The sequence below is a fragment of the Pseudomonas benzenivorans genome (assembly GCF_024397895.1).
Taxonomy (GTDB): Bacteria; Pseudomonadota; Gammaproteobacteria; order Pseudomonadales; family Pseudomonadaceae; genus Aquipseudomonas; species Aquipseudomonas benzenivorans_A.
This window is the reverse complement of sequence record NZ_CP073346.1, coordinates 2,053,237-2,076,603: the sequence shown is the minus strand read 5'-3', so window position 1 is coordinate 2,076,603 and position 23,367 is coordinate 2,053,237. Positions and strand designations below refer to the sequence as shown.

Annotated in this window: 21 protein-coding genes; 3 read left to right on the top strand and 18 right to left on the bottom strand. The window is 67.8% G+C overall.

Annotated features, from left to right (window positions below):
- Positions 1-159: 159 nt before the first annotated feature.
- From gltB to hemE, 3 genes are all read left to right on the top strand, one after another.
- The gene (gltB, locus tag KDW96_RS09700; RefSeq protein ID WP_255840202.1) at positions 160-4,608 is read left to right on the top strand and encodes a glutamate synthase large subunit; all 4,449 of its coding nucleotides are present in this window, start codon (positions 160-162) and stop codon (positions 4,606-4,608) included.
- A 33-nt stretch (positions 4,609-4,641) separates the two neighbouring features.
- The gene (locus KDW96_RS09695; RefSeq protein ID WP_255840201.1) at positions 4,642-6,060 is read left to right on the top strand and encodes an FAD-dependent oxidoreductase; all 1,419 of its coding nucleotides are present in this window, start codon (positions 4,642-4,644) and stop codon (positions 6,058-6,060) included.
- 136 nt (positions 6,061-6,196) lie between these two features.
- The gene (gene hemE, locus KDW96_RS09690; RefSeq protein ID WP_255840200.1) at positions 6,197-7,270 is read left to right on the top strand and encodes a uroporphyrinogen decarboxylase; all 1,074 of its coding nucleotides are present in this window, start codon (positions 6,197-6,199) and stop codon (positions 7,268-7,270) included.
- Between the two features lie 74 nt (positions 7,271-7,344).
- Here the strand turns inward: hemE and KDW96_RS09685 are convergent, their stop codons facing one another.
- The 18 genes from KDW96_RS09685 to KDW96_RS09600 are packed head-to-tail and all read right to left on the bottom strand — an operon-like array spanning position 7,345 to position 23,367.
- On the bottom strand, positions 7,345-7,788 hold the full coding sequence (locus KDW96_RS09685; protein ID WP_255840199.1) for an excinuclease: 444 nt from the start codon (positions 7,786-7,788) through the stop codon (positions 7,345-7,347).
- 27 nt (positions 7,789-7,815) lie between these two features.
- Positions 7,816-8,208 (bottom strand): hypothetical protein, encoded by a 393-nt coding sequence (locus KDW96_RS09680; RefSeq protein ID WP_255840198.1) that lies wholly within the window; start codon positions 8,206-8,208, stop codon positions 7,816-7,818.
- Between the two features lie 21 nt (positions 8,209-8,229).
- Positions 8,230-9,456: a beta-ketoacyl-ACP synthase gene (locus KDW96_RS09675; RefSeq protein ID WP_255840197.1), complete on the bottom strand. Its 1,227-nt coding sequence runs from the start codon at positions 9,454-9,456 to the stop codon at positions 8,230-8,232.
- Positions 9,456-10,184 (bottom strand): 3-oxoacyl-ACP reductase FabG, encoded by a 729-nt coding sequence (gene fabG / locus KDW96_RS09670; protein WP_255840196.1) that lies wholly within the window; start codon positions 10,182-10,184, stop codon positions 9,456-9,458. The genes KDW96_RS09675 and fabG overlap by 1 nt, the downstream gene beginning before the upstream one ends.
- On the bottom strand, positions 10,181-10,645 hold the full coding sequence (locus KDW96_RS09665) for a hotdog family protein (protein WP_255840195.1): 465 nt from the start codon (positions 10,643-10,645) through the stop codon (positions 10,181-10,183). The genes fabG and KDW96_RS09665 overlap by 4 nt, the downstream gene beginning before the upstream one ends.
- Positions 10,642-11,841 (bottom strand): beta-ketoacyl-[acyl-carrier-protein] synthase family protein, encoded by a 1,200-nt coding sequence (locus KDW96_RS09660; RefSeq protein WP_255840194.1) that lies wholly within the window; start codon positions 11,839-11,841, stop codon positions 10,642-10,644. Before KDW96_RS09660 ends, KDW96_RS09665 begins: the two co-directional genes overlap by 4 nt.
- A complete protein-coding gene (locus tag KDW96_RS09655) occupies positions 11,841-12,341 on the bottom strand; it encodes a DUF3261 domain-containing protein (protein ID WP_255840193.1) in 501 nt (166 codons plus the stop codon). Before KDW96_RS09655 ends, KDW96_RS09660 begins: the two co-directional genes overlap by 1 nt.
- Positions 12,338-13,081, bottom strand: a complete 744-nt coding sequence (locus tag KDW96_RS09650; RefSeq protein WP_255840192.1) for a class I SAM-dependent methyltransferase — start codon at positions 13,079-13,081, stop codon at positions 12,338-12,340. Before KDW96_RS09650 ends, KDW96_RS09655 begins: the two co-directional genes overlap by 4 nt.
- Before the next feature lie 10 nt (positions 13,082-13,091).
- The gene (locus tag KDW96_RS09645) at positions 13,092-14,351 is read right to left on the bottom strand and encodes an NAD(P)/FAD-dependent oxidoreductase (protein ID WP_255840191.1); all 1,260 of its coding nucleotides are present in this window, start codon (positions 14,349-14,351) and stop codon (positions 13,092-13,094) included.
- Positions 14,338-16,743, bottom strand: coding sequence for an MMPL family transporter (locus KDW96_RS09640; protein ID WP_370295409.1), 2,406 nt, complete (start codon positions 16,741-16,743; stop codon positions 14,338-14,340). The genes KDW96_RS09645 and KDW96_RS09640 overlap by 14 nt, the downstream gene beginning before the upstream one ends.
- The gene (locus KDW96_RS09635; RefSeq protein WP_255840189.1) at positions 16,712-17,305 is read right to left on the bottom strand and encodes an outer membrane lipoprotein carrier protein LolA; all 594 of its coding nucleotides are present in this window, start codon (positions 17,303-17,305) and stop codon (positions 16,712-16,714) included. Before KDW96_RS09635 ends, KDW96_RS09640 begins: the two co-directional genes overlap by 32 nt.
- Entirely contained in the window at positions 17,302-17,727 is a 426-nt protein-coding gene (locus KDW96_RS09630) for an acyl-CoA thioesterase (protein WP_255840188.1), read from the bottom strand. Before KDW96_RS09630 ends, KDW96_RS09635 begins: the two co-directional genes overlap by 4 nt.
- Positions 17,720-19,261 (bottom strand): HAL/PAL/TAL family ammonia-lyase, encoded by a 1,542-nt coding sequence (locus KDW96_RS09625; RefSeq protein WP_255840187.1) that lies wholly within the window; start codon positions 19,259-19,261, stop codon positions 17,720-17,722. Before KDW96_RS09625 ends, KDW96_RS09630 begins: the two co-directional genes overlap by 8 nt.
- Complete coding sequence (locus KDW96_RS09620) at positions 19,242-20,186, bottom strand: lysophospholipid acyltransferase family protein (protein ID WP_255840186.1); 945 nt, start codon at positions 20,184-20,186, stop codon at positions 19,242-19,244. Before KDW96_RS09620 ends, KDW96_RS09625 begins: the two co-directional genes overlap by 20 nt.
- The gene (locus tag KDW96_RS09615) at positions 20,183-20,917 is read right to left on the bottom strand and encodes a glycosyltransferase family 2 protein (protein WP_255840185.1); all 735 of its coding nucleotides are present in this window, start codon (positions 20,915-20,917) and stop codon (positions 20,183-20,185) included. Before KDW96_RS09615 ends, KDW96_RS09620 begins: the two co-directional genes overlap by 4 nt.
- Positions 20,910-22,571, bottom strand: a complete 1,662-nt coding sequence (locus KDW96_RS09610; RefSeq protein WP_255840184.1) for an acyl-CoA synthetase family protein — start codon at positions 22,569-22,571, stop codon at positions 20,910-20,912. The genes KDW96_RS09615 and KDW96_RS09610 overlap by 8 nt, the downstream gene beginning before the upstream one ends.
- Positions 22,568-23,113, bottom strand: coding sequence for a COG4648 family protein (locus tag KDW96_RS09605; RefSeq protein ID WP_255840183.1), 546 nt, complete (start codon positions 23,111-23,113; stop codon positions 22,568-22,570). The genes KDW96_RS09610 and KDW96_RS09605 overlap by 4 nt, the downstream gene beginning before the upstream one ends.
- Positions 23,110-23,367: an acyl carrier protein gene (locus KDW96_RS09600; protein WP_255840182.1), complete on the bottom strand. Its 258-nt coding sequence runs from the start codon at positions 23,365-23,367 to the stop codon at positions 23,110-23,112. Before KDW96_RS09600 ends, KDW96_RS09605 begins: the two co-directional genes overlap by 4 nt.

The following is a 23,367-nucleotide window of genomic DNA, read 5'->3' as shown; positions in this document are numbered from 1 at the left end:
TTTTCATCGGCTCGTCGCGCGCATTTGTGACGAGTCGAACGGATATGTACAATGACCTCCCTTTTGCCTGCGCAAAGCCGGGGTTCAGTCCTGCGCGCACGGTAAGTGGTTGAATTAGAAAGCAATTGCCTTGTAAAAGGCAGTCTGGTGAGAGTCCCTATGAAAGCAGGTTTGTACCGTCCTGATGAGTTCAAGGATAACTGCGGCTTCGGCCTGATCGCTCATATGCAGGGCGAGGCGAGCCATCACCTGCTGCAGACCGCGATCGAAGCGCTGACATGCATGACCCACCGTGGCGGGATCAACGCAGACGGCAAGACCGGTGATGGCTGCGGCCTGTTGATTCAGAAGCCGGATGCCTTCCTGCGCGCCATGGCCCGGGAGCATTTCACTGCCGAGCTGCCGCAGCAGTACGCCGTCGGCATGGTGTTCTTCAACCAGGATCCGACCAAGGCCGAGCGTGCGCGGGAGAACATGAACCGCGAGATTCTCGCCGCTGGCCTGAGCCTGGTTGGCTGGCGCAAGGTGCCAGTGGATACCAGCGTGCTCGGCCGCCTGGCCCTGGAGCGTCTGCCGCAGATCGAGCAGGTGTTCATCGGTGGCGACGGTCTCAGCGACCAGGAGTTCGCCATCAAGCTGTTCAGCGCCCGGCGCCGCTCCTCGGTGAGCAACGCCGAGGACAGCGACCACTACATCTGCAGCTTTTCGCACAAGACCATCATCTACAAAGGCCTGATGATGCCGGCCGACCTGCAGCAGTTCTACCCGGACCTGGGTGACGAACGCCTGCAGACCGCCATCTGTGTGTTCCACCAGCGCTTCTCCACCAACACCCTGCCGAAGTGGCCGCTGGCGCAGCCGTTCCGCTTCCTCGCGCACAACGGCGAGATCAACACCATTACCGGCAACCGCAACTGGGCCCAGGCCCGTCGCACCAAGTTCGCCAACGAGCTGATCGGCGACCTAGATGAGCTGGGGCCGCTGGTCAACCGCGTCGGTTCCGACTCCTCGAGCATGGACAACATGCTCGAGCTGATGGTCACCGGTGGCATCGACCTGTTCCGCGGCGTGCGCATGATCATTCCGCCGGCCTGGCAGAACGTCGAGACCATGGACGCCGATCTGCGCGCGTTCTATGAGTACAACTCCATGCACATGGAGCCCTGGGATGGCCCGGCCGGCGTGGTGCTGACCGACGGCCGCCACGCCGTCTGTCTGCTCGACCGCAATGGCCTGCGCCCGGCGCGCTGGGTCACCACGAGCAACGGTTACATCACCCTGGCCTCGGAAATCGGCGTGTGGAACTACGCACCGGAAGACGTGATCGCCAAGGGCCGTGTCGGCCCGGGGCAGATCCTCGCGGTCGATACCGAGACCGGCCAGGTGCTGGCGGCCGACGACATCGACAACCGTCTGAAGTCGCGCCACCCCTACAAGCAGTGGCTGCGCAAGCACGCCCAGCGCATCCAGGCGACCCTGGAAGACCGTGACCACGGCTCGGCCTTCTACGATGTCGACCAGCTCAAGCAGTACATGAAGATGTACCAGGTCACCTTCGAGGAGCGTGATCAGGTGCTGCGCCCGCTCGGCGAGCAGGGCCAGGAGGCCGTTGGATCCATGGGTGACGACACGCCGATGGCGGTCTTGAGCCAGCGCGTGCGTTCGCCCTACGACTACTTCCGCCAGCAGTTCGCCCAGGTCACAAACCCGCCGATCGACCCGCTGCGCGAGGCGATCGTCATGTCCCTGGAAGTCTGCCTGGGCGCCGAACGCAACATCTTCAGCGAGTCGCCGGAGCACGCCGCACGGGTGATCCTCAGCAGTCCGGTGATCTCGCCGGCCAAGTGGCGCGCCTTGATGACCCTGGAGCGTGCAGGGTTCGAGCGCCAGCTGATCGACATGAACTATGACGAGAGCCTGGGCCTGGAAGCCGCGGTGCGCAACATGGCCGACCAGGCCGAGGAAGCGGTGCGCGCCGGCAAGGTGCTGCTGGTGCTCACCGACCGCCATATCGCCCCGGGCAAGCTGCCGGCCCACGCCGCGCTGGTCACCGGCGCGGTGCATCACCGCCTGGTCGAGAAGGGCCTGCGCTGCGATTGCAATATCCTGGTCGAGACCGCCACCGCCCGTGACCCGCACCACTACGCGGTGCTGCTGGGCTTCGGCGCCTCGGCGGTCTACCCCTTCCTGGCCTACGAGGTGCTGGGCGACCTGATCCGCACCGGCGAGGTGCTGGGCGATCTGTACGAAGTGTTCAAGCACTACCGCAAGGGCATCTCCAAGGGCCTGCTGAAGATCCTCTCGAAGATGGGCATCTCGACCATGGCCTCCTACCGTGGCGCCCAGCTTTTCGAGGCCGTCGGCCTGGCCGACGAGGTCACCGAGCTGTGCTTCCGCGGCGTTGCCAGCCGGATCAAGGGCGCGCGTTTCGCCGACCTCGAGACCGAGCAGAAGCTGCTGGCGGCCGAGGCCTGGAACAACCGCAAGGCGATCCAGCAGGGTGGCCTGCTCAAGTTCGTCTACGGCGGCGAGTACCACGCCTACAACCCGGATGTGGTCAGCACCCTGCAGGCCGCGGTGCAGCAGGGCAACTACGAGAAGTACAAGGAATACAGCGCGCTGGTCGATACCCGCCCGGTGTCGATGATCCGCGACCTGCTCAAGCCCAGGCTGGCCGAAAAGCCGCTGGCGCTCGATCAGGTCGAACCGCTGGAGGCCATCCTCAAGCGCTTCGATTCCGCGGGTATCTCCCTTGGCGCGCTGTCGCCCGAGGCCCACGAGGCCATCGCCGAGGCGATGAACCGTCTTGGCGCGCGCTCAAACTCCGGTGAGGGCGGCGAAGATCCCGCTCGCTACGGCACCGCCCGCAGCTCGAAGATCAAGCAGGTGGCCACCGGCCGCTTCGGCGTCACGCCGGAGTACCTGGTGAACGCCGAGGTGCTGCAGATCAAGGTGGCCCAGGGCGCCAAGCCCGGTGAGGGCGGCCAGCTGCCCGGCGGCAAGGTCAACGGCCTGATCGCCCGCCTGCGCTATGCGGTGCCGGGGGTGACGCTGATTTCGCCGCCGCCGCACCACGATATCTACTCGATCGAAGACCTGGCGCAGCTGATCTATGACCTCAAGCAGGTCAACCCGGCGGCGCTGGTCTCGGTCAAGCTGGTGGCGGAAGCCGGCGTCGGCACCATCGCCGCCGGCGTGGCCAAGGCCTACGCAGACCTGATCACCATCTCCGGCTACGACGGCGGTACCGGCGCTTCGCCGCTGACCTCCATCCGCTATGCCGGCGCCCCTTGGGAGCTGGGCCTGGCCGAGACGCACCAGACCCTGCGCGGCAACGACCTGCGCGGCAAGGTACGGGTGCAGACCGACGGCGGCCTGAAGACCGGCCTGGACGTGATCAAGGCGGCCATCCTCGGCGCCGAGAGCTTCGGCTTCGGCACCGCGCCGATGATTGCCCTGGGCTGCAAGTACCTGCGCATCTGCCACCTGAACAACTGCGCCACCGGCGTGGCCACGCAGAACGACAAGCTGCGCAAGGATCACTTCATCGGCACCGTCGAGATGGTGATGAACTTCTTCACCTACGTCGCCGAGGAAACCCGCGAGTGGCTGGCCAAGCTGGGCGTGAGCAGCCTGCAGGAACTGATCGGCCGTACCGACCTGCTCGAGTTGCTGCCGGGCGAGACCGCCAAGCAGGGCAATCTGGACCTCAGCCCGCTGCTCGGCAGCGAGCACATCCCGGCCGACAAGCCGCAGTTCTGTGGGGTTGAAAGGAATCCGCCGTTCGACCAGGGCCTGCTGGCCGAGAAGATGGTCGAGCTGGCCAAGCCGGCGATCGATGCCGCCAGTGGCGGAGAGTTCGAGCTGGACATCTGCAACTGCGACCGCTCCATCGGTGCCCGCGTATCCGGCGAAATCGCCCGTGTGCATGGCAACCAGGGCATGGCCAAGGCGCCGGTCACCTTCCGCTTCAAGGGCACAGCCGGGCAGAGCTTCGGCGTGTGGAACGCCGGGGGCCTGAACCTGTACCTGCAGGGCGATGCCAACGACTATGTGGGCAAGGGCATGACCGGCGGCAAGCTGGTCATCACCCCGCCTGCCGGCAGTCCGTTCAAGACCCAGGACAGCGCCATCATCGGCAACACCTGCCTGTATGGCGCCACCGGCGGCAAGCTGTTCGCCGCCGGTACCGCGGGCGAGCGTTTCGCCGTGCGCAACTCCGGCGCCCATACCGTGGTGGAAGGCACCGGTGACCACTGCTGCGAATACATGACCGGCGGCTTCGTCTGCGTGCTGGGCAAGACCGGCTACAACTTCGGTTCCGGCATGACCGGCGGCTTCGCCTACGTGCTCGACCTGGACAACAGCTTCTACGACCGGGTGAACCACGAGCTGGTGGAGATCCAGCGGATCAACAACGAGGCCATGGAGGCTTATCGCAGCCACCTGCAGCGTGTGCTCGCCGAATACGTCGAGGAGACCGCCAGCGAGTGGGGGCGTACCCTGCTGGAAAACCTGGATGACTACCTGCGCAAGTTCTGGTTGGTCAAGCCGAAGGCCGCAAGCCTGAAGTCGCTGCTCACCAGCACCCGTGCCAACCCCCAATGATTTGCGCCTGCAGTAGGTTGATGAGGTTTTGAAATGACTGAACGTCTTAATAACGACTTCCAGTTCATCGAAGTCGGGCGCAAAGACCCGAAGAAGAAGCTGTTGCGTCAGCGCAAGAAGGAGTTCGTCGAGATCTACGACAACTTCAAGCCGGCCCAGGCCGCCGACCAGGCGCACCGTTGCCTGGGCTGCGGCAACCCGTACTGCGAATGGAAGTGCCCGGTGCACAACTTCATTCCCAACTGGTTGAAGCTGGTGTCCGAAGGCAACATCCTGGCGGCGGCGGAACTGTCGCACCAGACCAACACCCTGCCGGAAGTCTGCGGCCGGGTCTGCCCGCAGGATCGTCTGTGCGAGGGTGCCTGTACCCTCAACGACGGCTTCGGCGCGGTGACCATCGGTTCGGTGGAGAAGTACATCACCGACACCGCCTTCGCCATGGGCTGGCGCCCGGACATGTCCAAGGTCAAGCCGACCGGCAAGCGCGTCGCGGTGATTGGCGCCGGCCCCGCGGGCCTCGGCTGCGCCGACGTGCTGGTGCGCAACGGCGTGACCCCGGTGGTGTTCGACAAGAACCCGGAAATCGGCGGCCTGCTGACCTTCGGCATCCCCGAGTTCAAGCTGGAAAAGACCGTGATGAGCAATCGTCGCGAGGTCTTCAGCGGCATGGGCATCGAGTTCCGCCTCAACACCGAGGTGGGCACGGACGTGACCATGGAGCAGCTGCTCGAAGAGTACGACGCCGTATTCATGGGCATGGGTACCTACACCTACATGAAAGGCGGCTTCCCCGGCGAGGACCTGCCGGGCGTCTATGACGCGCTGGACTTCCTGATCGCCAACGTCAATCGCAACCTGGGCTTCGAGAAGACCCCGGAAGACTTCATCGACATGAAGGGCAAGCGCATCGTCGTGCTCGGCGGCGGCGACACCGCCATGGACTGCAATCGCACCTCGATCCGCCAGGGCGCCAAGTCGGTGACCTGTGCCTATCGTCGCGACGAAGAGAACATGCCGGGTTCGCGCAAGGAAGTGAAGAACGCCAAGGAAGAGGGGGTGAAGTTCCTGTTCAATCGCCAGCCCATCGCCATCGTCGGCGAGGACAAGGTCGAGGGCGTCAAGGTGGTCGAGACCCGTCTCGGCGAGCCGGATGCCCGTGGCCGTCGCAGCCCCGAGCCGATCCCGGGTTCCGAGGAGGTCATCCCGGCGGAGGCCGTGCTGATCGCCTTCGGCTTCCGCCCGAGCCCGGCCCCCTGGTTCCAGCAGTTCGAGATCCAGACCGACAGCCAGGGCCGTGTGGTGGCGCCGGAGAAGGGCTCGTTCAAGCACCAGACCAGCAACCCGAAGATCTTCGCCGGTGGCGACATGGTCCGCGGTTCCGATCTGGTGGTGACGGCGATCTTCGAGGGGCGTAACGCCGCCGAAGGCATCCTCGACTACCTCGGCGTCTAAGCGGCTCGACCCGCCCCTAGGGGTCGAGTCAAATCGTCGCAATGGATAAAAGGCACGGCTCTCGCCGTGCCTTTTGTTTTCCGGTCTGCGAAAATGCCCGCACTTTTTTGCCGCCTACTTTGTCTCAGGAACTGCCATGACTGCCCTGAAGAACGATCGCTTCCTCCGCGCCCTGCTCAAGCAACCCGTCGACGTCACCCCGGTGTGGATGATGCGCCAGGCCGGTCGCTACCTGCCCGAGTACCGCGCCAGCCGGGCCAAGGCCGGTGACTTCATGAGCCTGATGATGAACCCGGCGTTCGCCTGCGAGGTCACCCTGCAGCCGCTGGATCGTTACCCACAGCTGGACGCGGCGATCCTCTTCTCCGACATCCTCACCATTCCCCATGCCATGGGCCAGGGCCTGTACTTCGAGACCGGCGAGGGGCCGCGCTTCAAGAAGGTCATCTCCAGTGCCGCCGACATCGAGGCCCTGCCGATCCCCGACCCGGAGCAGGACCTCGGCTACGTGATGGACGCGGTGCGTACCATCCGCCGCGAACTGAACGGCCGGGTGCCGCTGATCGGCTTCTCCGGCAGCCCCTGGACCCTGGCCACCTACATGGTCGAGGGCGGCTCCAGCAAGGACTTCCGCAAGTCCAAGGCGATGCTCTACGACAACCCTGAGGCCATGCATGCCCTGCTCGACAAGCTGGCGCAGTCGGTCACCAGCTACCTCAACGGGCAGATCAAGGCGGGCGCCCAGGCGGTGCAGATCTTCGATACCTGGGGCGGCAACCTGTCGTCGGCGGCCTACCAGGCGTTCTCCCTGGCCTACATGCAGAAGATCGTCGATGGGCTGATCCGCGAGCAGGACGGGCGCAAGATTCCGGTGATCCTGTTCACCAAGAACGGCGGCCTGTGGCTGGAGTCCATCGCCGCCACCGGCGCCGACGCCCTCGGCCTGGACTGGAGCTGCGACATCGGCGAGGCGCGCCGCCGGGTCGGCGATCAGGTGGCGTTGCAGGGCAACATGGACCCCACGGTGCTCTATGCCAAGCCGGCTGCCATCCGCGCCGAGGTGGCGCGCATCCTCGCCAGCTACGGAGCAGGCTCCGGTCACGTATTCAACCTCGGCCACGGCATCACCCCGGAGGTCGACCCGGCCCATGCCGGCGCCTTCCTCGAAGCGGTGCACGAGTTGTCGGCGCCTTATCACCGCCAGGCGTAAAGCAAGAAAAAGGCCGCATCAGCGGCCTTTTTCCTGTGCGTCGGTATTGGGGCGGGTAGCACCCGCTCAGGGTGCTATTCGGTCTTGGCGATCTTGCCCTTGAGCGCCACCCCGGCGACGAAGGCGCCGGCATGGCACTCGTACTTCTGCGGGTCGCTGAACTCGTTGCGTTTGTAGTAGCTCACGATATCCACCACCGCGTTGGCCCCGGCGCGCTTCGCGGCGTCCTGCAGGGTGATCAGGGCCGACTGCAGCACCCAGGCGCAGGCTTCCTCGTCGCTCTTGTTGAAGGCGTTGGTCTTCTTGTTGGTGACCGCATCATTGAGCCGGGTGACTCTGCCCGGCACCTGCTCGCCGGCCATGTAGAATTTCACGCTGCCGTCCAGCCGCCCGGCCTGGGCGGCCTGCTGCACGACTGAATCGAAATCCAAATGGTGGGTGGTGTCGCGCGCCTGGCTCAGGCCTGGAAGGCTGGCGGCGAGGATAAGGCTGGCCGCGGTCCAGTGTTTGAGTCGCATGGTCTTCTCCTTGACGATGAGCGGTAATTAGCCGCTGTTGGTGTGCAACTGCTGGAGTATGTCGTTACGCAGTTTCTTGATCCAGCGATTGTAATTGCGGTGAATCTTGCCGTCTTCGTAGTCCAGTCCCGAGCTGCTGAGGTAGCGGATCTGGAACTCGGCCGGGCTGTAATCAATGGCGATTTCCGCGTGGTGGCGGCCGCGCACGGTGATCTGGGCGAGGACCTGGCTTTGGCTCACCTGCCGAACCTCCCACTGGCGCGCTTCCAGCGCGCTGACAATCGCATGCTGGAGCTCAACCTGGCTGTATTCGCGCCCCGGCGGCAGCGCCTGGATCGGGGCATAGAGGTTGCGTGTGGTACAAGCCGCCAACCCAAGAATCAGCAGGGCGGCGAGCAGGGTGCGAGTAAGACGGGACATTCCGTATCTCCAGATGGTGGCTCAGCGCCAGCGGCGGAAGATCAACGAGGTGTTGACGCCGCCGAAGGCGAAGTTGTTGTTCATCACGTATTCGTTGCTCATCGGCCGCAGCTCGCCGCGCAGGTAGTCCAGCTCGCCGCAGGCAGGGTCGATGGCGTCAAGGTTGAGGGTGTGCACGTAGCTGTCGCGGTTCATCATCTCGATGCTGAACCAGGACTCCAGGGCCCCGCAGGCGCCAAGGGTATGGCCGAGGAAGCTTTTCTGCGAGCTGATCGGCATGCGCGGGCCGAACAGGCTGCTGGTGGCCAGGGATTCGGCGATATCGCCCTGTTCGGTGGCGGTGCCGTGGCCGTTGACGTAGCCGATGGCTTCGGGCGCCAGAGCGGCGTCTTCCAGGGCCAGTTCCATGGCGCGGCGCATGGTCGCCTGCTCAGGTTTGGTGGTGTGCTGGCCGTCGGCGTTGCTGCCGAAACCGACGATCTCGGCATGGATCTTCGCCCCGCGGGCCAAGGCGTGCTCCAGCTCCTCGAGCACCAGGATGCCGGCGCCTTCGCCGATCACCAGGCCGTCGCGGCCGCTGTCGTAAGGGCGCGGGGAGCTGTGCGGCGCATCGTTCTTCAGGCTGGTGGCGTAGAGCGCGTCGAACACCATGGCCTCGGTGGGGCACAGCTCCTCGGCGCCGCCGGCGAGCATCAGCGGCAGGCGGCCGAATTTGATCGCCTCATAGGCGTAGCCGATGCCCTGGCTGCCGCTGGTGCAGGCACTCGAGGTGGGGATCAGGCGCCCCTTGAGGCCGAAGAAGATGCTGATATTGGCTGCGGTGGTGTGCGGCATCATGCGCACGTAGGAATTGGCGTTGAGGCCGTCGGCCACCGAGTTGAGCAGCATGTTGCCGAAGGCCTTGATTTCCTCCGTGCTGCCGGTGGATGAGCCGCAGGCCACTCCCATGCGGCCGTCCTGGATGCACGGATCGCCGAGCAGACCGGCATCCGCCAGGGCGCGCTCGGCGGCATAGACCGCCAGCTTGGATACCCGGCCCATGCTGCGGGTCTGCTTGCGGGTCCAGTGCCGGGGCACGGCGAAGTCGTCCACCGGCCCGCCGAGGCGGGTATTCAGCTCGCTGAATCTGTCCCACTCGTGCATGCGGCGAATACCGCTGCGATTGCTGCGAAAGGCCGCTTCGATGCTCGCCCAATCCTCGCCGAGCGAGGTGATGCCGGCCATGCCGGTGACTACTACTCGTTTCATCAGCACAATCCACCGTTAACCGCGAGGACCTGACGGGTGATGTAGGCCGCCTCCTCGGACATCAGAAAATTCACCGCCCCGGCCACTTCCTCCGGGGTGCCCATGCGCTGCGCCGGGATCATCTTGAGCATCTCGTCCAGCGGCAGGTGTTCGTCGAGCATCTCGGTGTCGATCAGCCCCGGCGCCACGCAGTTGACCGTGATCCTGCGTTTGCCCAGCTCGATTGCCAGGGCCTTGGCCGCGCCGATCACGCCGGCCTTGGAGGCGCTGTAGTTGACCTGGCCGCGGTTGCCGATCAGCCCCGACACCGAGGTGATGCAGACGATGCGCCCCGGTTGGCGGCGGCGGATCATCGGCATGGTGAGGGGCTGCAGGACGTTGTAGAAGCCGTCCAGGTTGGTCCGCAGTACCTGGTCCCAGTCGTCCTCGCTCAACGCCGGGAAGGCGCCGTCGCGGGTCAGGCCGGCGTTGCAGACCACGCCGTAGTAGGCGCCATTGGCCTCGACGTCGGCCTCCAGCTGGGCGCGGCAGGCGGAGCGGTCGGCGACGTCGAACTGCAGGATGCGCGCGCGGCGGCCGAGCGCCTGGATCTGCGCCTGTACCGCCTCGGCCTCCTCGCGGCGCGAGCGGCAGTGCAGGACCAGGTCGTGGCCGGCCCGGGCCAGGCGCAGGGCGATGGCCCGGCCGATGCCGCGGCTGGAGCCGGTGACCAGAATCGGGTCAGTCATGAGTCGGGTTCCTGGGGTTGTTCCTGGAGATAGCTGTCCACCTGGGGCGGACAGAATACGTTGAGGCGTGCTTCGGCGTGGATGCCGGGGCCATCCAGGTGGCACTCGAACACGCCCATGCCGTTGTCGTCCTGCAGCGAACGCAGGGCGCGGATGTGCAGTTCGCTGCCGGCGGGGAAGCGCTCCACGTTGCACTGGTAGCTGCGGGTGCCGAGCAGGAAGCCCAGCTGCACCGGATTGCCGGCCTGGCGGGCGCGGCAGCCGGCGTAGGCGGCGACGCTTTGGGCCATCAGCTCGACGCCGACCCAGGCCGGCAGGCTGCCATCGGCCTGGCTGAACAGGCCGCCGGGTCGCACGCGCAGACGAGTCTGCACACTGTCCTCGTCGAAACTCAGGACTTCGTCGATCAGGATCATGTCGCCGGCATGGGGTAACAACTCGGCGATGGGCCACGGGCTCATGACGGGATTCCGAGAATCAGTGACAGGTTGCTGCCACCGAAGGCGAAGGAGTTGCTCATCAGGTAGCGTGGCGGCCGATCGGCCCGGCGGCCCGCCTCGACCAGCGCCAGGCGCGGCAGCTGCGGGTCGGCCTGGCCATCCCAGAGGTGAGGGGGCAGGCGCTGCTCGTGATTGTGCGCGCTCAGGGTCAGCCAGCAGAACGCGGCCTCCAGGGCGCCGGCCGCGCCAAGGGCATGACCGGTCAAGGGCTTGGTCGAGGAGCAGGGCACCCCAGCGGGAAAGATCGCCTGCACCGCCAGGCTCTCCATTGCGTCGTTGTGGGCGGTGGCGGTGCCGTGCAGGTTGAGGTAGTCGATCTGCTCCGCGGACAGGCCTGCACCAGTCAGGGCACTGCGCATCGCCTGCTGTGCGCCGAGCCCTTCGGGCTGTGGCGCCGAGATGTGGTAGGCGTCCGAGCTGGCGCCGCCGCCGAGCAGGGCGATGGGGCGCGCATCCTCGCTCATCGGCTCGCGCGTCATCAGAAAGAGCGCCGCGCCCTCGCCGATGTTGATGCCCTGGCGGTTCACCGAGAATGGGTTGCAGGGCTGGGCGGACACCGCCTCCAGGGCGGAGAAGCCGCTCAGGGTGAGCTGGCACAGGCTGTCGGCGCCGCCGCACAGCACGGCGTCGCAGAGCCCCTGCTGGAGCAGGCGATGGGCACTGAGCAGGGCCCGGGCGCTGGAGGTGCAGGCGGTGGACAGGCAGTAGGTCGGCCCGCTCAGGCCGAGCCAGTCGGCCAGGAAGGCGGCCGGCGCCACCATTTCCTGTTGGGCGTACTGGTAGTCGGCGGGGAGCGCGCCATCTCGCACGAAGTGAGCAATGCTCTGGCTGGCCTCATGAATACCCGAGGTGCTGGTACCGATCACCACGCCGACGCGCGCCGCGCCGTACTGGGCGATGGTGGCGCGGATCTGCGGTTCGATCTCCAGGGCGGCGGCCAGCAGCAGTTGGTTGTTGCGGCTGAGCGAGGTCTGCAGGCCGGTCGGCATGGGCGGCAGCTCGCCGCGCACCGAGCCGACGGTCAGTGGGCGACCTTCGACCCAGTGGTCCTCGGTGCGCATCCCGCAGGCGTCACCGGCGAACAGGGCCTCGGCCACGGCCTGCTTGCCCTGACCGAGGGCGCAGAGCAGGCCGAGGGCGTTCAAGTAGCTTGGCATCAGAGATTCTCTGCGGGGGGCAGCGCGCTGACCTGGTAGGTCGTATCTGGCGCGCTGTTCAGGGTGAAGTCCAAAGGCGAACGGTAGCCTATCCGCCAGTTCGGGTTAAGCCGGCGCTGACCGTCGGCATCCAGTTGCCAGCTGCCGGCTGGATAGCCGCGCGCCAGCTGCTTGGCCGGGGTCAGGGCGAACAGCAGGGCGGCGAACAGCGGGCGGGCTTCGGCGTTCGGTGGCAGCAGGCCGTCGTCCTGCCAGGCACCTGCGTGCAGGCGCTGGCGCGCCAGGGGCACGCCGAGCGGATCGAACAACGACCAGCGCAGGCCGGAGCCGTCGGCCTGAATGATCAGCAGCCAGTCCTGGCGCATGCCGGCCTGCTCGCGCTGGATGTGCAGCGACAGCGGCAGGCTCGCCTCGAGGTCCGGGATGTCACTGGGCAGCGGCGTGTGCGCGGCACAGGCGCCGAGCAACAGGCAAAGACCCAGGGCGATGGCGCGGATCATCGGTCGGCGGGCTCGGGCGGTGTGGCGGCCTGCGGCTTGCGCGCCACCACGTTGACCAGGGTTTCGTCGCGCTGGCCGACTGGCTTGGGCCGGCGAATGCCCAGGCGCTCCAGCAGACCGAAATCCTTGGCGCGACTCCACCACAGGTAGGGATAGGAGACATTGCCCTCGGCAAACTGGAAGCCTTGCCGGCGCAGCATCTCGAGGTACTCCCCGGCGCTGCGCTGGACCTCCATCGGGTGGCGGAACAGCCAGCGAATCACCCAGGTGTCGATGTAGAACTTGGTCGACTCGGCGAACAGCAGCAGGCCACCGGGCTTGAGCACCCGCCAGAACTCGGCGAGAGCCTCTTCCTGCTCGACCAGGTGATGGAAGGTCTGGTGGCAGAACAGCAGGTCGACGCTGGCATCGGCCAGCTGGATCGCTGCGCAGTCGCTGGCGACCAGCTGCACCGCGAGGCCTTGGCGCTCGGCCTCGGCGCGTGAGCACTCGAGGCTGTGCGGGTCGGCGTCCAGGCCGATCAGCTGCGCCGGCTGGAAGGCTTCGGCGAGCAGGGCGAACGACTTGCCCTGACCGCAGCCAGCGTCCAGCAGCACCGCAGCGCTCGGCAGCGGGTGGTCGATCAGGCGCTGGAGGTCAGCGATCGCCACGCGCAGCACGTGGTGTTGCCAGACATGGCTCTGCAGAAACCAGAAACCGAATCCGGTCTCTTCGACATAGGTGGCGGCGGCGCGCTCCATCGGCAGTCCCTTATTCGCTGGTGGCACAGAGTTCGGCGAGCACCCGCAAGCGGCGCTTGGGCTCGGCGACATAGGGGTTGCGCACGTCCCAGGCATAGCCGGCGAGGATCGAACTGATCATCCGGCGGATCTCCGGGGAGGCCTTCTGGAAGTAGATGACGTCCTGGAAGGAGCCGTCGTACCAGCCCTCGACGTAGGCGCGGAAGCAGTCCACGCCGCGCTTGAGCGGCACGGCGAAGTCCTGTTCCCAGTCCACCGACTCGCCACTGAGCTGGCGATGCAGCAGGCCGGCGGCCATGCTCGCCGAGCGCATGGCGATGGTCACCCCGGAGGAAAACACCGGGTCGAGGAACTCCGCAGCGTTGCCCAGCAGGGCGAAACCGGGCCCGTGCAGGCGCTTGACGTTGGCCGCGTAGCCACCCAGGGCGCGCACCGGCGTGTCCCACACGGCATTGCCCAGCACTCGTGCCAGCGAGGGCGTTTCGGCGACGAACTGGCGCAGGCAGGCTTCGAGGTCGGCGTCGCGACCCTGGTAGCGCTCGGCAGCGGCGACGACGCCGAGGGAGCAGCGACCGTTGCTGAACGGGATGGTCCAGAACCAGACGTCGCGCAGGTGCGGGTGGGTGGTGATGAGAATTTTTTCGCGGTCGAAGCCCCGGCCGGCGCAGCTGGACGTGTCGATGCGGTCCTCGAGGTGGGTGAACAGTGCCTGGCGCACCGGGAAGCTCGACGGCAGGTCGAGGTCGAGCAGGCGCGGCAGCACCCGTCCATAGCCGCTGGCGTCGAGGACGAAGGCGGTTTCCACTCGGTACTGGCTACCATCCTGGCGGCGCACCCCGAGGCGCGGGCAGTCGCCGTCGAAGTCGGCCGAGATGATCTCCTCTTCGTAACGAATCTCCACCCCCTGGCGCGCCGCCTCGTCGGCCAGCAGCTGGTCGAACTGGGCGCGTTGCACCTGATAGGTGGAACCCTGGCCCGGGGTGAAGGTGTCGCGGAAGTCGAAGTCGGTGTAGCGCTCGCCCCAGGCGAAGGCCGCGCCGTGCTTGGTCTGGAAGCCGGCGGCGCGCACCGCCTCGAGCATCCCGGCCTCCTCGACGAAGTCCAGGCAATGGGATAGCAGGCTCTCGCCGATGGAGAAGCGCGGAAAACGCTGGCGCTCCAGTACCAGCACGTCATGTCCGTGGCGCTTGAGCAGCGCGCTGGCGATGGCACCGGCCGGGCCGGCGCCGATTACCACAACCTGGCGTTGTTCGACTTCAAGTGACTTCATGGGGGCTTCGTGCCTCGTTATTGGTATGGCTGATGCGTGCGTTGTCGATGCGCGGCGGCGGGCTCGCCCAAGGCGACAGGAGGAAGCAGAAAAACAGGCCAAGGCTGACGGCCAAGCCGAAGTTGGCGATCACCGGGGTCTGGCTGAGCAGCAGCAGGCCGAACGACAGCCAACTGGTCAGCGCCGACAGCAGGGTGCCGAGCAGGCACACCGCCGGGCCACCGATGGCCTCGCGCATGAGGATGCTGTAGTCGACGCCGATGGCGGTGATCAGCAGCAGGCCGAACAGGCTGAACAGGGTCAGCGGCTGACCCAGCCAGCCGAGGCAGGCCAGGGCCGTCATGGCCGCCAGCAGCGGCAGGCAGACCACCCGCAGCGCGCCGGCCAGGCCGAAGGGCAGGCACAGCAGCAGGACGATTGCCAGGCAGGACAGCAGCTTGAGTTCGGCGGCGCTGAGCTGAGTGGCCGCGAACAGCCGGTCCAGCTCGCCGAGGCGGTCGACCAGCAGGACCCCGTCCAGGCCGGCGGCGGCGTCGCGCAAGCGCGCGGCATCGGCTTGACCCTGCAGGCTGACCAATCCGGCCACGCCACCCTCGGCGTCGCGCCCCAGCCAGAGTGGCCGCCAGGGCTCGCCCAGCGGCCCGGCCAGGGCCTGCTCCAGCGTCGGCTGGCGAGCATCGAGCAACTGCTTGAGCTCCGCCTGCAGGGCCGCTTGCGGCACGCCCAACTGCAGCAGCGGCTGCCAGTATTGCGGGAGGGCCTGCAAGGCGTTGCGCAGGGCCTTGGTCTCGGCGGCTGGCGCGACCAGTTGGCTGAGGGCGCGGTAGTCGCGCAGCTGGCCGGCGCCGCGCAGCCGTTCGAGGCGTTTGCCCAGGCGGGCCTGGCGCTGCAACAGCTGCGCCTCATCGTCGGCGCGTACCAGGAAAAACTGGCTGGTCGGCTGCTGGCCGGTGAGCTCGGCGATGCGCTGCGCTTCGGCCTGCAGGCGCGGTTCGGCGCCGAGCCATTGGCGCAGATCGTTCTGTGTCTGCAGCTGCCACAGGCCGCCGCCACAGAACAGCAGGAGCACGGCCAACGGCGCGCGGCTGCCGGTCCTGTCGAGCAGGCGCGTGCGCCAGCCCAGCAGGCGTTCGGCGCTGCCGAGCAGGGCCGGCGCGGGGCGCAGGTGCACGCCATTGAGCCAGGCGGGGAGCAGGCACACCGCGCACAGGTAGGCGCCGATCAGGCCTGCGGCGGAAAACAGGGCGATCTGGGTCAGGGCGGGAAACGGCGTGAAGGCCAGGGCCAGATAGCCGATCAGGTTGGTTGCCAGGCTCAGGCTTAGGCCGGGCAGGGTGGCCTGCAGGGCGCTCCAGCTGTGCCAGGGCCCGGTGCCCCAGCTTTTGCTCAGGTAGTGCTGGGGAAAATCCACCGCCACGCCGATCAGGCTGGCGCCGAGCACCAGGGTCAGCGCGTTGATCTGGCCGAACACCAGCACGCAGGCGCTGCTGCCGGCGAGCAGGGCCACGCCGACCGGCAGCAGGCTGAGCAGAACCCGCGGCCGACGATAGGCCAGCAGCAGGAGCAGCAGGGTGGCGACGATGGCCACCCCGCCGATCAGGCCGATTTCGTGAGTGGCCCTGGCTTGCCCGGCGGCGGCGTAGAGCATGCCGCCGCTGGCCAGCAGTTGGCCGCCCTGAGCGTTCAGCTCGGCGCGCAGCCGCTGCACTTCGGCGGCGATCGCCGGTGGCGCCTGCAGGTCGAAGGCGTCGGCGTGGCTGCGGGCGCGCACCAGCGCCCAGGTCATGCCTTCTGCCTCCAGCAGCAGCGCGCCGCTGCCGAGGTCGGCCTGCACGCCCCCCTGCGCGGTTACCGCATGCTGGGCGCGCAGGCCCAGGCCGAGCCAGTCCTGGGCGATGGGCAACAGGCCGAGGCCGGCGAAGGTGTCGATCAGCTCGGCGGCGCGTTGCTGGATGAAGGCGTCCGGCCGCTCGATCAACTGCTGGCGATCGGCGGGCGGCAACAGCGCCAGGCGGCTGGCACGCAGCTGCCGGCGTACATCCTCGAGGTCGGCATCCAGGCGCCACTGCACCTTGGCGAAGCGCCCGCTGGCCTGCCAGTCGCGGCCCAGCTGTTGCGCCAGGGCGATGGCCCGCTGGCGCTGCGGGTGGCCGATCAGCAGCAGCAGCTCGCGGTTCAGCGGTTCCTGCATGCGCTGCTCGGCCTGTCGCAGCCGCGCATCGCCGGCACCCTGCGGCAGCAGGTCGAGCAGCCCGGCCGACAGCGGAGCGCCGTCGCGCCACTGCCAGGCGGTCAGCCCCAGCAGGGCCAGCAGCAGGGCAAGAAACAGGCGCGGCAGGAGGCGCTCGAAAGGGCGAGGCTCAGCGGGCAAAGGCGTCGCGCTCCTGCTCATTGAGGGCGTTGTCCGCCTGGCTCTGCGGCAGGCGCAGCAGGGTACGGTCGCCCTGGGTCTCCAGCAGTTCGATGCGTTGCACCAGCGCACCGCCCTGGATGTGGATGGCGCTGAAGACCTGCTGCAGCAGCAGCGAGCGAGGGCGCAGGTGCAGCTCCCAGGCCTCGGCGCTGCCCACCAGGCGCAGTTCGAAGTCGCGCTCCAGCCCGGAGCGGTCGCCACGCAGCACGGCGAGGAACAGGCGGCTCTGCTGGGCCGCGGTGTCCTGGCCGGGTTGCAGCTGCCAGCCGGCGGGCGTGCGGCGGGCGATGCCCTGCTCGTCGATGCGGTAATCCAGCTGCAACGGGCTGCGCAATTGCCAGAGCAGCCCCTGGCTGGCGGACAGCACGAACACGCCCTGGCTGGTCAGCGGCCGGTCCAGGGCGCGCAGGTGCTTCTCCTGGATGAAGGGGCCACGCACCACCGCCGGCGCGGCCAGCTGGGCGCTGAGCTGGGCCAGGTCGAAGGCCTGGGCCAGGGGCGCGCAGAGCAGCCAGGTGGCCAGGAGCAGAAGGCGGGTCATGCCAGTGCCTGCTCCACGGCGGCGACGAAGACGCGCGGCGAGGCCAGCAGCATCTCGCGGCTGGCGATCTCCACCGCCACCTGCACGCTGCTGCCGCGGGTCATGCGTTCGCCGCTGGCCGCGTCGCTGATCAGGTAGTGGATCTTCAGACGGTTCTCCCACTCGACCAGGTCGGCACGCACCCTGATGCGCTGGCCGAACTGGGCGCCGCGGATATAGCGCAGCTGCAGGTCGATGACCGGCCAGGCATAACCGGCCTCGCGCATCTGCCGGTAGTTGTGACCGAGGCGGTCCAGCAGGGCGCAGCGCGCCTCCTCGAAATACTTGACGTAGTGGCCGTGCCAGACCACTTCCATCGAGTCGACGTCGAAGAAGGGCACGACCAGCTCGACCTCGGCCTGCAATACGCCGCGGCTACGCATAGAGCCTCCAGTGCTGCGCGCGGATGCGCGCCAGGCACAGGCGCAGCTCGCCCTCCAGGGCGCGGTCCTCGATGACCGGGGGGAAGTCGGTCGCCAGCTGTTCGCACATGCTCGCCAGTGGCGCCGGCAGGGCATGGTCGGCGCTGCGCAGGCGCAGCCAGACGCCCTGGTTGGCCGCCAGCAGGGTCGCCGCGGCGACCTGTTCGGTCAGTTCCAGGCTGCGCAGGGCGTCGCGGGCGGCGATGGTGCCCATGCTCACCTTGTCCTGGTTGTGGCATTCGGTGGAGCGCGAGAACAGGCTCGCCGGCATGCCGTTCTTCAGCGCCTCGGCGGTCCAGGCGCTGGCGCCGATCTGCACCGCCTTGAAACCGTGGTTGATCATCGCGCTGTGGCTCGGCGCGCCGGACAGGTTGCTGGGCAGGCCGTGGTTGTAGCGCACGTCGACCAGCAGGGCCAGCTGGCGGTCGAGCAGGTCGGCGAGGTTGCCCACCAGGTTCTTCAGGCTGTCCATGGCGAAGGCGATATGGCCGCCGTAGAAGTGGCCGCCGTGCAGCACGCGCTCGGCTTCGGCGTCGATCAGCGGGTTGTCGTTGGCGCTGTTCAGTTCGGTCTCGATGAACTGCCGCAGCAACCCCAGGCTGTCGGCCAGGACGCCCAGCACATGGGGCGCGCAGCGCAGCGAGTAGCGGTCCTGCAGGCGGTGCAGCGGTGCGGTCGGCGCCTCGATGGCCAGGTCCTGGCGCAGCCAGGCGGCCACCTGCATCTGCCCCGGGTGGGGCTTGGCGGCGAACAGGCGCTCGTCGAAGTGTTCGGGGTTGCCCTGCAGCGCCACCACGTTGAGCGCCGTGATGCGCGTGGCCAGCTTGAGCAGGTAGTCGGCGCGGGCGTAGGCCAGGCAGGCCAGGGCGGTCATCACCGCGGTGCCGTTCATCAGCGCCAGGGCTTCCTTGGGGCGCAGGACCAGCGGCGTCCAGCCCAGCTCGGCGTGCACCTCGGCGGCGCTGCGCCGGGCGCCGCGGAACATGACCTCGCGCTCGCCGCAGAGGGTGGCGGCCACGTAGGACAGCGGCGTCAGGTCGCCGCTGGCGCCGACCGAGCCCTCCTCGGGGATCAGCGGCAGCACATCGAAGTCGAGGAAGGCCTGCAGCCGCTCGAGCAGTTCGACCCGTACCCCGGAGACGCCATGGCACAGCGACTGCAAGCGTGCGGCCAGCACCGCGCGTGTGGCTTCCTCGCTCAGCAGCTGGCCCAGGCCGCAGCCGTGGAAGGTGTAGAGGTGGCGTGGCAGCGCCTCGACCTGGTGCAACGGCACCGGCACCACGCAGGAATCGCCATAGCCGGTGGTGATGCCGTAGATCACGCCTTCCTTGTCGAGCAGTCTGTCGACGAAGCGCGCGCCCTTGGCGATCTTCTCGCGATAGGCGGGGTCGTCCTGCAGCAGTGGCTGGGCGCGGCGCTGGGCCAGGCTGACCAGCTGTTCGATGCTCAGGTGGGCTTCGCCGAAAATCACCGGCTCAGGCTGATGTGTCGTCATGTGATTTCCAGAAGGGATAGAAGTTGAACCATTGGTGGGGGGCGTCCAGGCAGCGCCGGCCGAGGCGTTCGGCGTAGCGCTCTACCCAACTGCGGATCACCGCGTCGCGCTCGCCCCGCTTCCACTGCACCTGCTCGGCGAAAGGCTCCAGCAGCACCTGGTAGCGGCCGTCGATCTTCACGCAGCTCAGCAGGTTGGCCGGGCAGCGCAGCAGCCCGGCCAACAGCCAGGGGCCCTGAGGGAAGGCGGCCGGGCGGCCGAGGAAGTCCACCGTGACGTTGCGCCCGCCGTGCAGCGGCACCCGGTCGCCGGCGATCGCCAGCCATTCGCCGCGCTCCAGGCGCTCGGACAGTTGCAGCATGATCGCCGGGTCCAGCTCGCTGACCTGAATCAGACGCAGGTGGCTGGCGCCGGCTTCGCCGAGCAGGCGGTTGAACTGTTCGGCGTGCTTGGTGTGCACCAGTACGTTCATCCGCACCTTTTCGCCGAGTTCGGCCAGCGCCCGGCACACCTCGAGGTTGCCCAGGTGCGCGCCGACCAGCAGCTGGCCGCGGGCGCCGCGCAATTGCTCGCGCAGTCCGTGGGGGTCGAGCAAGGTGACCTGCTGCAGGCCCAGGGCCCCGCGCCAGATGTCCAGCTTGTCGAGCAGGGCGTCGGCGAAGGCCATGAACTGGCGGAATACCGAGCCCAGGCTCGGACGCAGCTCGGCGCGGCCGCTCCAGGCGGCCAGGTGTCGTTGGTAGTCCCAGATGCTGCGGCGCGCCTTGCCGCCGAACAGGAAGAAGTACAGCACTATGGCGTGCAGCAGCGGGCTCAGGGCGCGGCGACCGAGGCGACGAGCGGCCAGGGCGGTGAACTTCATCAGCAGGAAACTGCCGCGCTCGCGCTGCCGGGCCCAGTGCTCGGGCCTGATCCGCTCGTTCATCTGGGCCACCGTCGCCAGAGGATCAGCGGCGCGCGCAGCAGCATGCCGAAGAACAGCTTGGCGTGCATCTTCGAGATCAGGGCGTTGTCGTGCAGCAGGCGGAAGTGCGAGAGACCGTCCAGCGGGTAGTGCACGCGGGTCGGCAGCCAATCCATCGGCTGGTTGCGCCAGGCCAGGCGGACGAGGATTTCCGGGTCGAAGTCCATGCGCCTGCCCAGTCGGGCCGAGTCGAGCAGTGCCACGGTGGCCGTCAGCGGGTACACGCGAAAGCCGCACATGGCATCGCGGATCTGCAGCGACAGGCTGTTGATCCACACCCAGACATGGGTCAGGTAGCGGGCATAGAGGCGTCCCTTGGGCACACTGGCGTCGAATTGCGGGTAGCCGCAGATCAGGGCCTGCGGCTGCGCGCGGGAACGCTCGAGAAACTGGGCGACGTCGCCGAGGTCGTGCTGGCCGTCGGCATCCACCTGCAGGGCATGGGAAAAACCCAAGCGCATGGCTTCGCGCAGGCCGGCCATCACCGCGCCGCCTTTGCCCTGGTTGACCGCCAGGCGCACCAGGAAGCAGTCCTCTGCCAGTGCCAGCGCGTCCATCACCGCGGCGCAGGCCGGGCTTGAGGCATCGTCCACCAGCACGCAGGGCAAGCCACGGACGCGCAGCGCCGCGACCACCTGGGGCAAGGCGTGCTCGTGGTTGTACACCGGGATCACCGCGCAGGGCTTATGCATGGGCGGCCTGCAGGAGAATGCGGCCGGAGGAGCAGGCCGCCTGGCCGTTGCGGTAGGCGAAATACAGCTTGCCGCGGCTGGCGTCGAAGCGCAGGGACAGTTGCAGGCGGTCGCCGGGACGCACCAGTTGCTGGAACTTCAGCACTTCCATGCCGGCGAAACGCGGCGGCAGGTCGTGAATCAGCTGGCGGGCGAGCTGCTGGGCCCAGTCGATCTGCACCACGCCGGGCAGCACCGGTGTCTGGGGAAAGTGGCCGGTGAAGTGCGCCAGGTCCAGCGGCACCTCCAGCTGCAGTTGCCACTCGCCGTCCTGTTCGCTGGCGGTCAAGGGGGTGATTCCGGTCGGCCGCGGTGCCTGGAGCAGCGAGTCGACGCTGGCCTGGGGCAGTTTGCCCTGGCTGTTGTAGGGCAGTTCGCGCAACAGGCGCCAGCGCCGCGGCAGGGCGATGGCCTCGCAGTAGCCGGCCAGGTGCCGGCGCAGGTTTTCAGTCAATTGGCGGCGGCCCTGGTTACGCAAGGCATGCACCCCAGCCGGGCTCAGGGCCAGCAGCGCGCCGAGAAAGGCGCGTCCTTCCTGGAGCACGCCCAGGCGGGCATCGGCGACCCACGCGTGGTTGATCAGGGCCTGCTCGAGCATGGGCAGGGCGATGCGTTTCTCCTCCAGCTTGACGATGCGGTCCAGGCGCCCGCGCAGCAGGAAGCGGCCGTCGGCCTGGAGTTCGACGGCGTCGGCGGTCTGTTCGCAGTGGCCGACGGGCAGGTAGGGCGAGGTCAGGCGCAGGGCGCCTTCCGCGTTCAGACTGAGCTCGACGCCGGCGAACGCCTGCCACGTCTCATCGCCTTGGCGCCAGGCGATGCCGCCGGTTTCCGAACTGCCGTAGATTTCCGTCGGCCATTGTCCGAGACGCTGGTGCAGCGCGGCTGCGGCCTGCGCCGGCAGCGCGCCGCCGGAGGAGAAGACCCGGCGCACCGTACGCAGGGCCGGCCAGTCGAGGTTGTCGCCCATGCGCTTGAGCAGCGCCGGGCTGGCGACCCAGGCAAAGCTCGGCTGATCCAGGCTGGCGCGCTGCAGGTCCTCGGGGAAGGGGAGGGCGCGGCGCAGGAAGGGGCGGCCGGCGCACAGCGGCCAGAGCACACGGAACAGCAGGCCATAGATATGCTGGGTGGCGACGCTGCCGACCAGGGTCGCCGCGCCCAGGGATGGCCCCCAGAGTTGCTCCAGGGCCTCGACCTCGTTGCTCAGCTGGCGCAGGGTCTTGTTGATCGCTTTGGCTTCGCCGCTCGAGCCGGAGGTGCACAGGATCAGCTGGCAGCTGTCGAGGTCCAGGGCGGTGGCCGCGAGAGGCGCGGTGTCGTCTTCGTCGTCCAGGCTGTCCAGCCACAGGTCGACCTGGTCGGCCAGGCGCTGGCGCGTCTGCGCCTGGCCGTCGGCGGGCAGCAGCACGCGGGCGCCGGCCTGCCAGGCGCCGAGCAGGGCGATGGCCAGGTCGCCGGCGTCCTCCAGGTAGAGGGCGACTCGCTCGAGGTTGCGGGCGCGCAGACCGGCCGCCAGGCGCAGGGCACGGCGGCACAGCTCGGAATGGTCGAGGTCCGGCGTGACGGCGCGCGCGGCATGCGGGGTCCGCAGGATATCGGCGAGGGCGATCCAGCTCATGCCGGCCTCCGCACGCGGCGGCGTACCAGCCATTCGCCGGCGAACAGCAGGCCCATCAGCCCATAAGCGATCAGGCCGTTGTACAGGGTCCACCAGGACAGCGGCGCCCACAGGGTCAGGGCGGCGGCGATCAGGCCGTTGCCGAGAAAGAACAGCGCCCAGACCTGGGTCACCTGGCGTGTGTAGCGCACCGCCCGCTCAGGCAGTTGCGGTTCGCGCAGGCGCGCCAGACGCTCGACCAACGGCGGGCCGAACTTCAGGCTGAGGGCAAACAGGGCGAGCAGCAGGGCGCTGAGCAGCACCGGGTACCAGCGCAGCAGTGCCGGCTCGCCGGCAACGCCTAGCAGCAGGCAGAAGGCCAGGGCGCCCAGCGGCATCCAGCGGCCACCCGGGCGCCGTTCTGCCAGCAGCAGGCGCGCCAGCCACAGGCCGCCGAGCAGGGCGGCAAAGACCCGCGGCGACAGGTGCTCGATGCCGAAATACACGGCAAAGGGGTAGGCCAGGCCGGCGACTACCAGCACCAGGCCGAGCAGCCGATTCATAGGCCGTCCGCGTTGACCAGTCGGTGTACGGCTTCGACCACGTCGCCGACGCTGCGCACAGACTTGAACTCCTCGGCGGCGATTTTCTTGCCGGTCTGGCGCTTGATGTGGTCGATCAGGTCGACGGCGTCGATGCTGTCGATTTCCAGGTCCTGATACAGGTTGGCCTCGAGGGTGATGCGCTCGGCATCCAGCTCGAACAGTTCCACCATGGCATCGCGCAGGGTGGCGAAGATCTCGTCACGGTTTTGCAT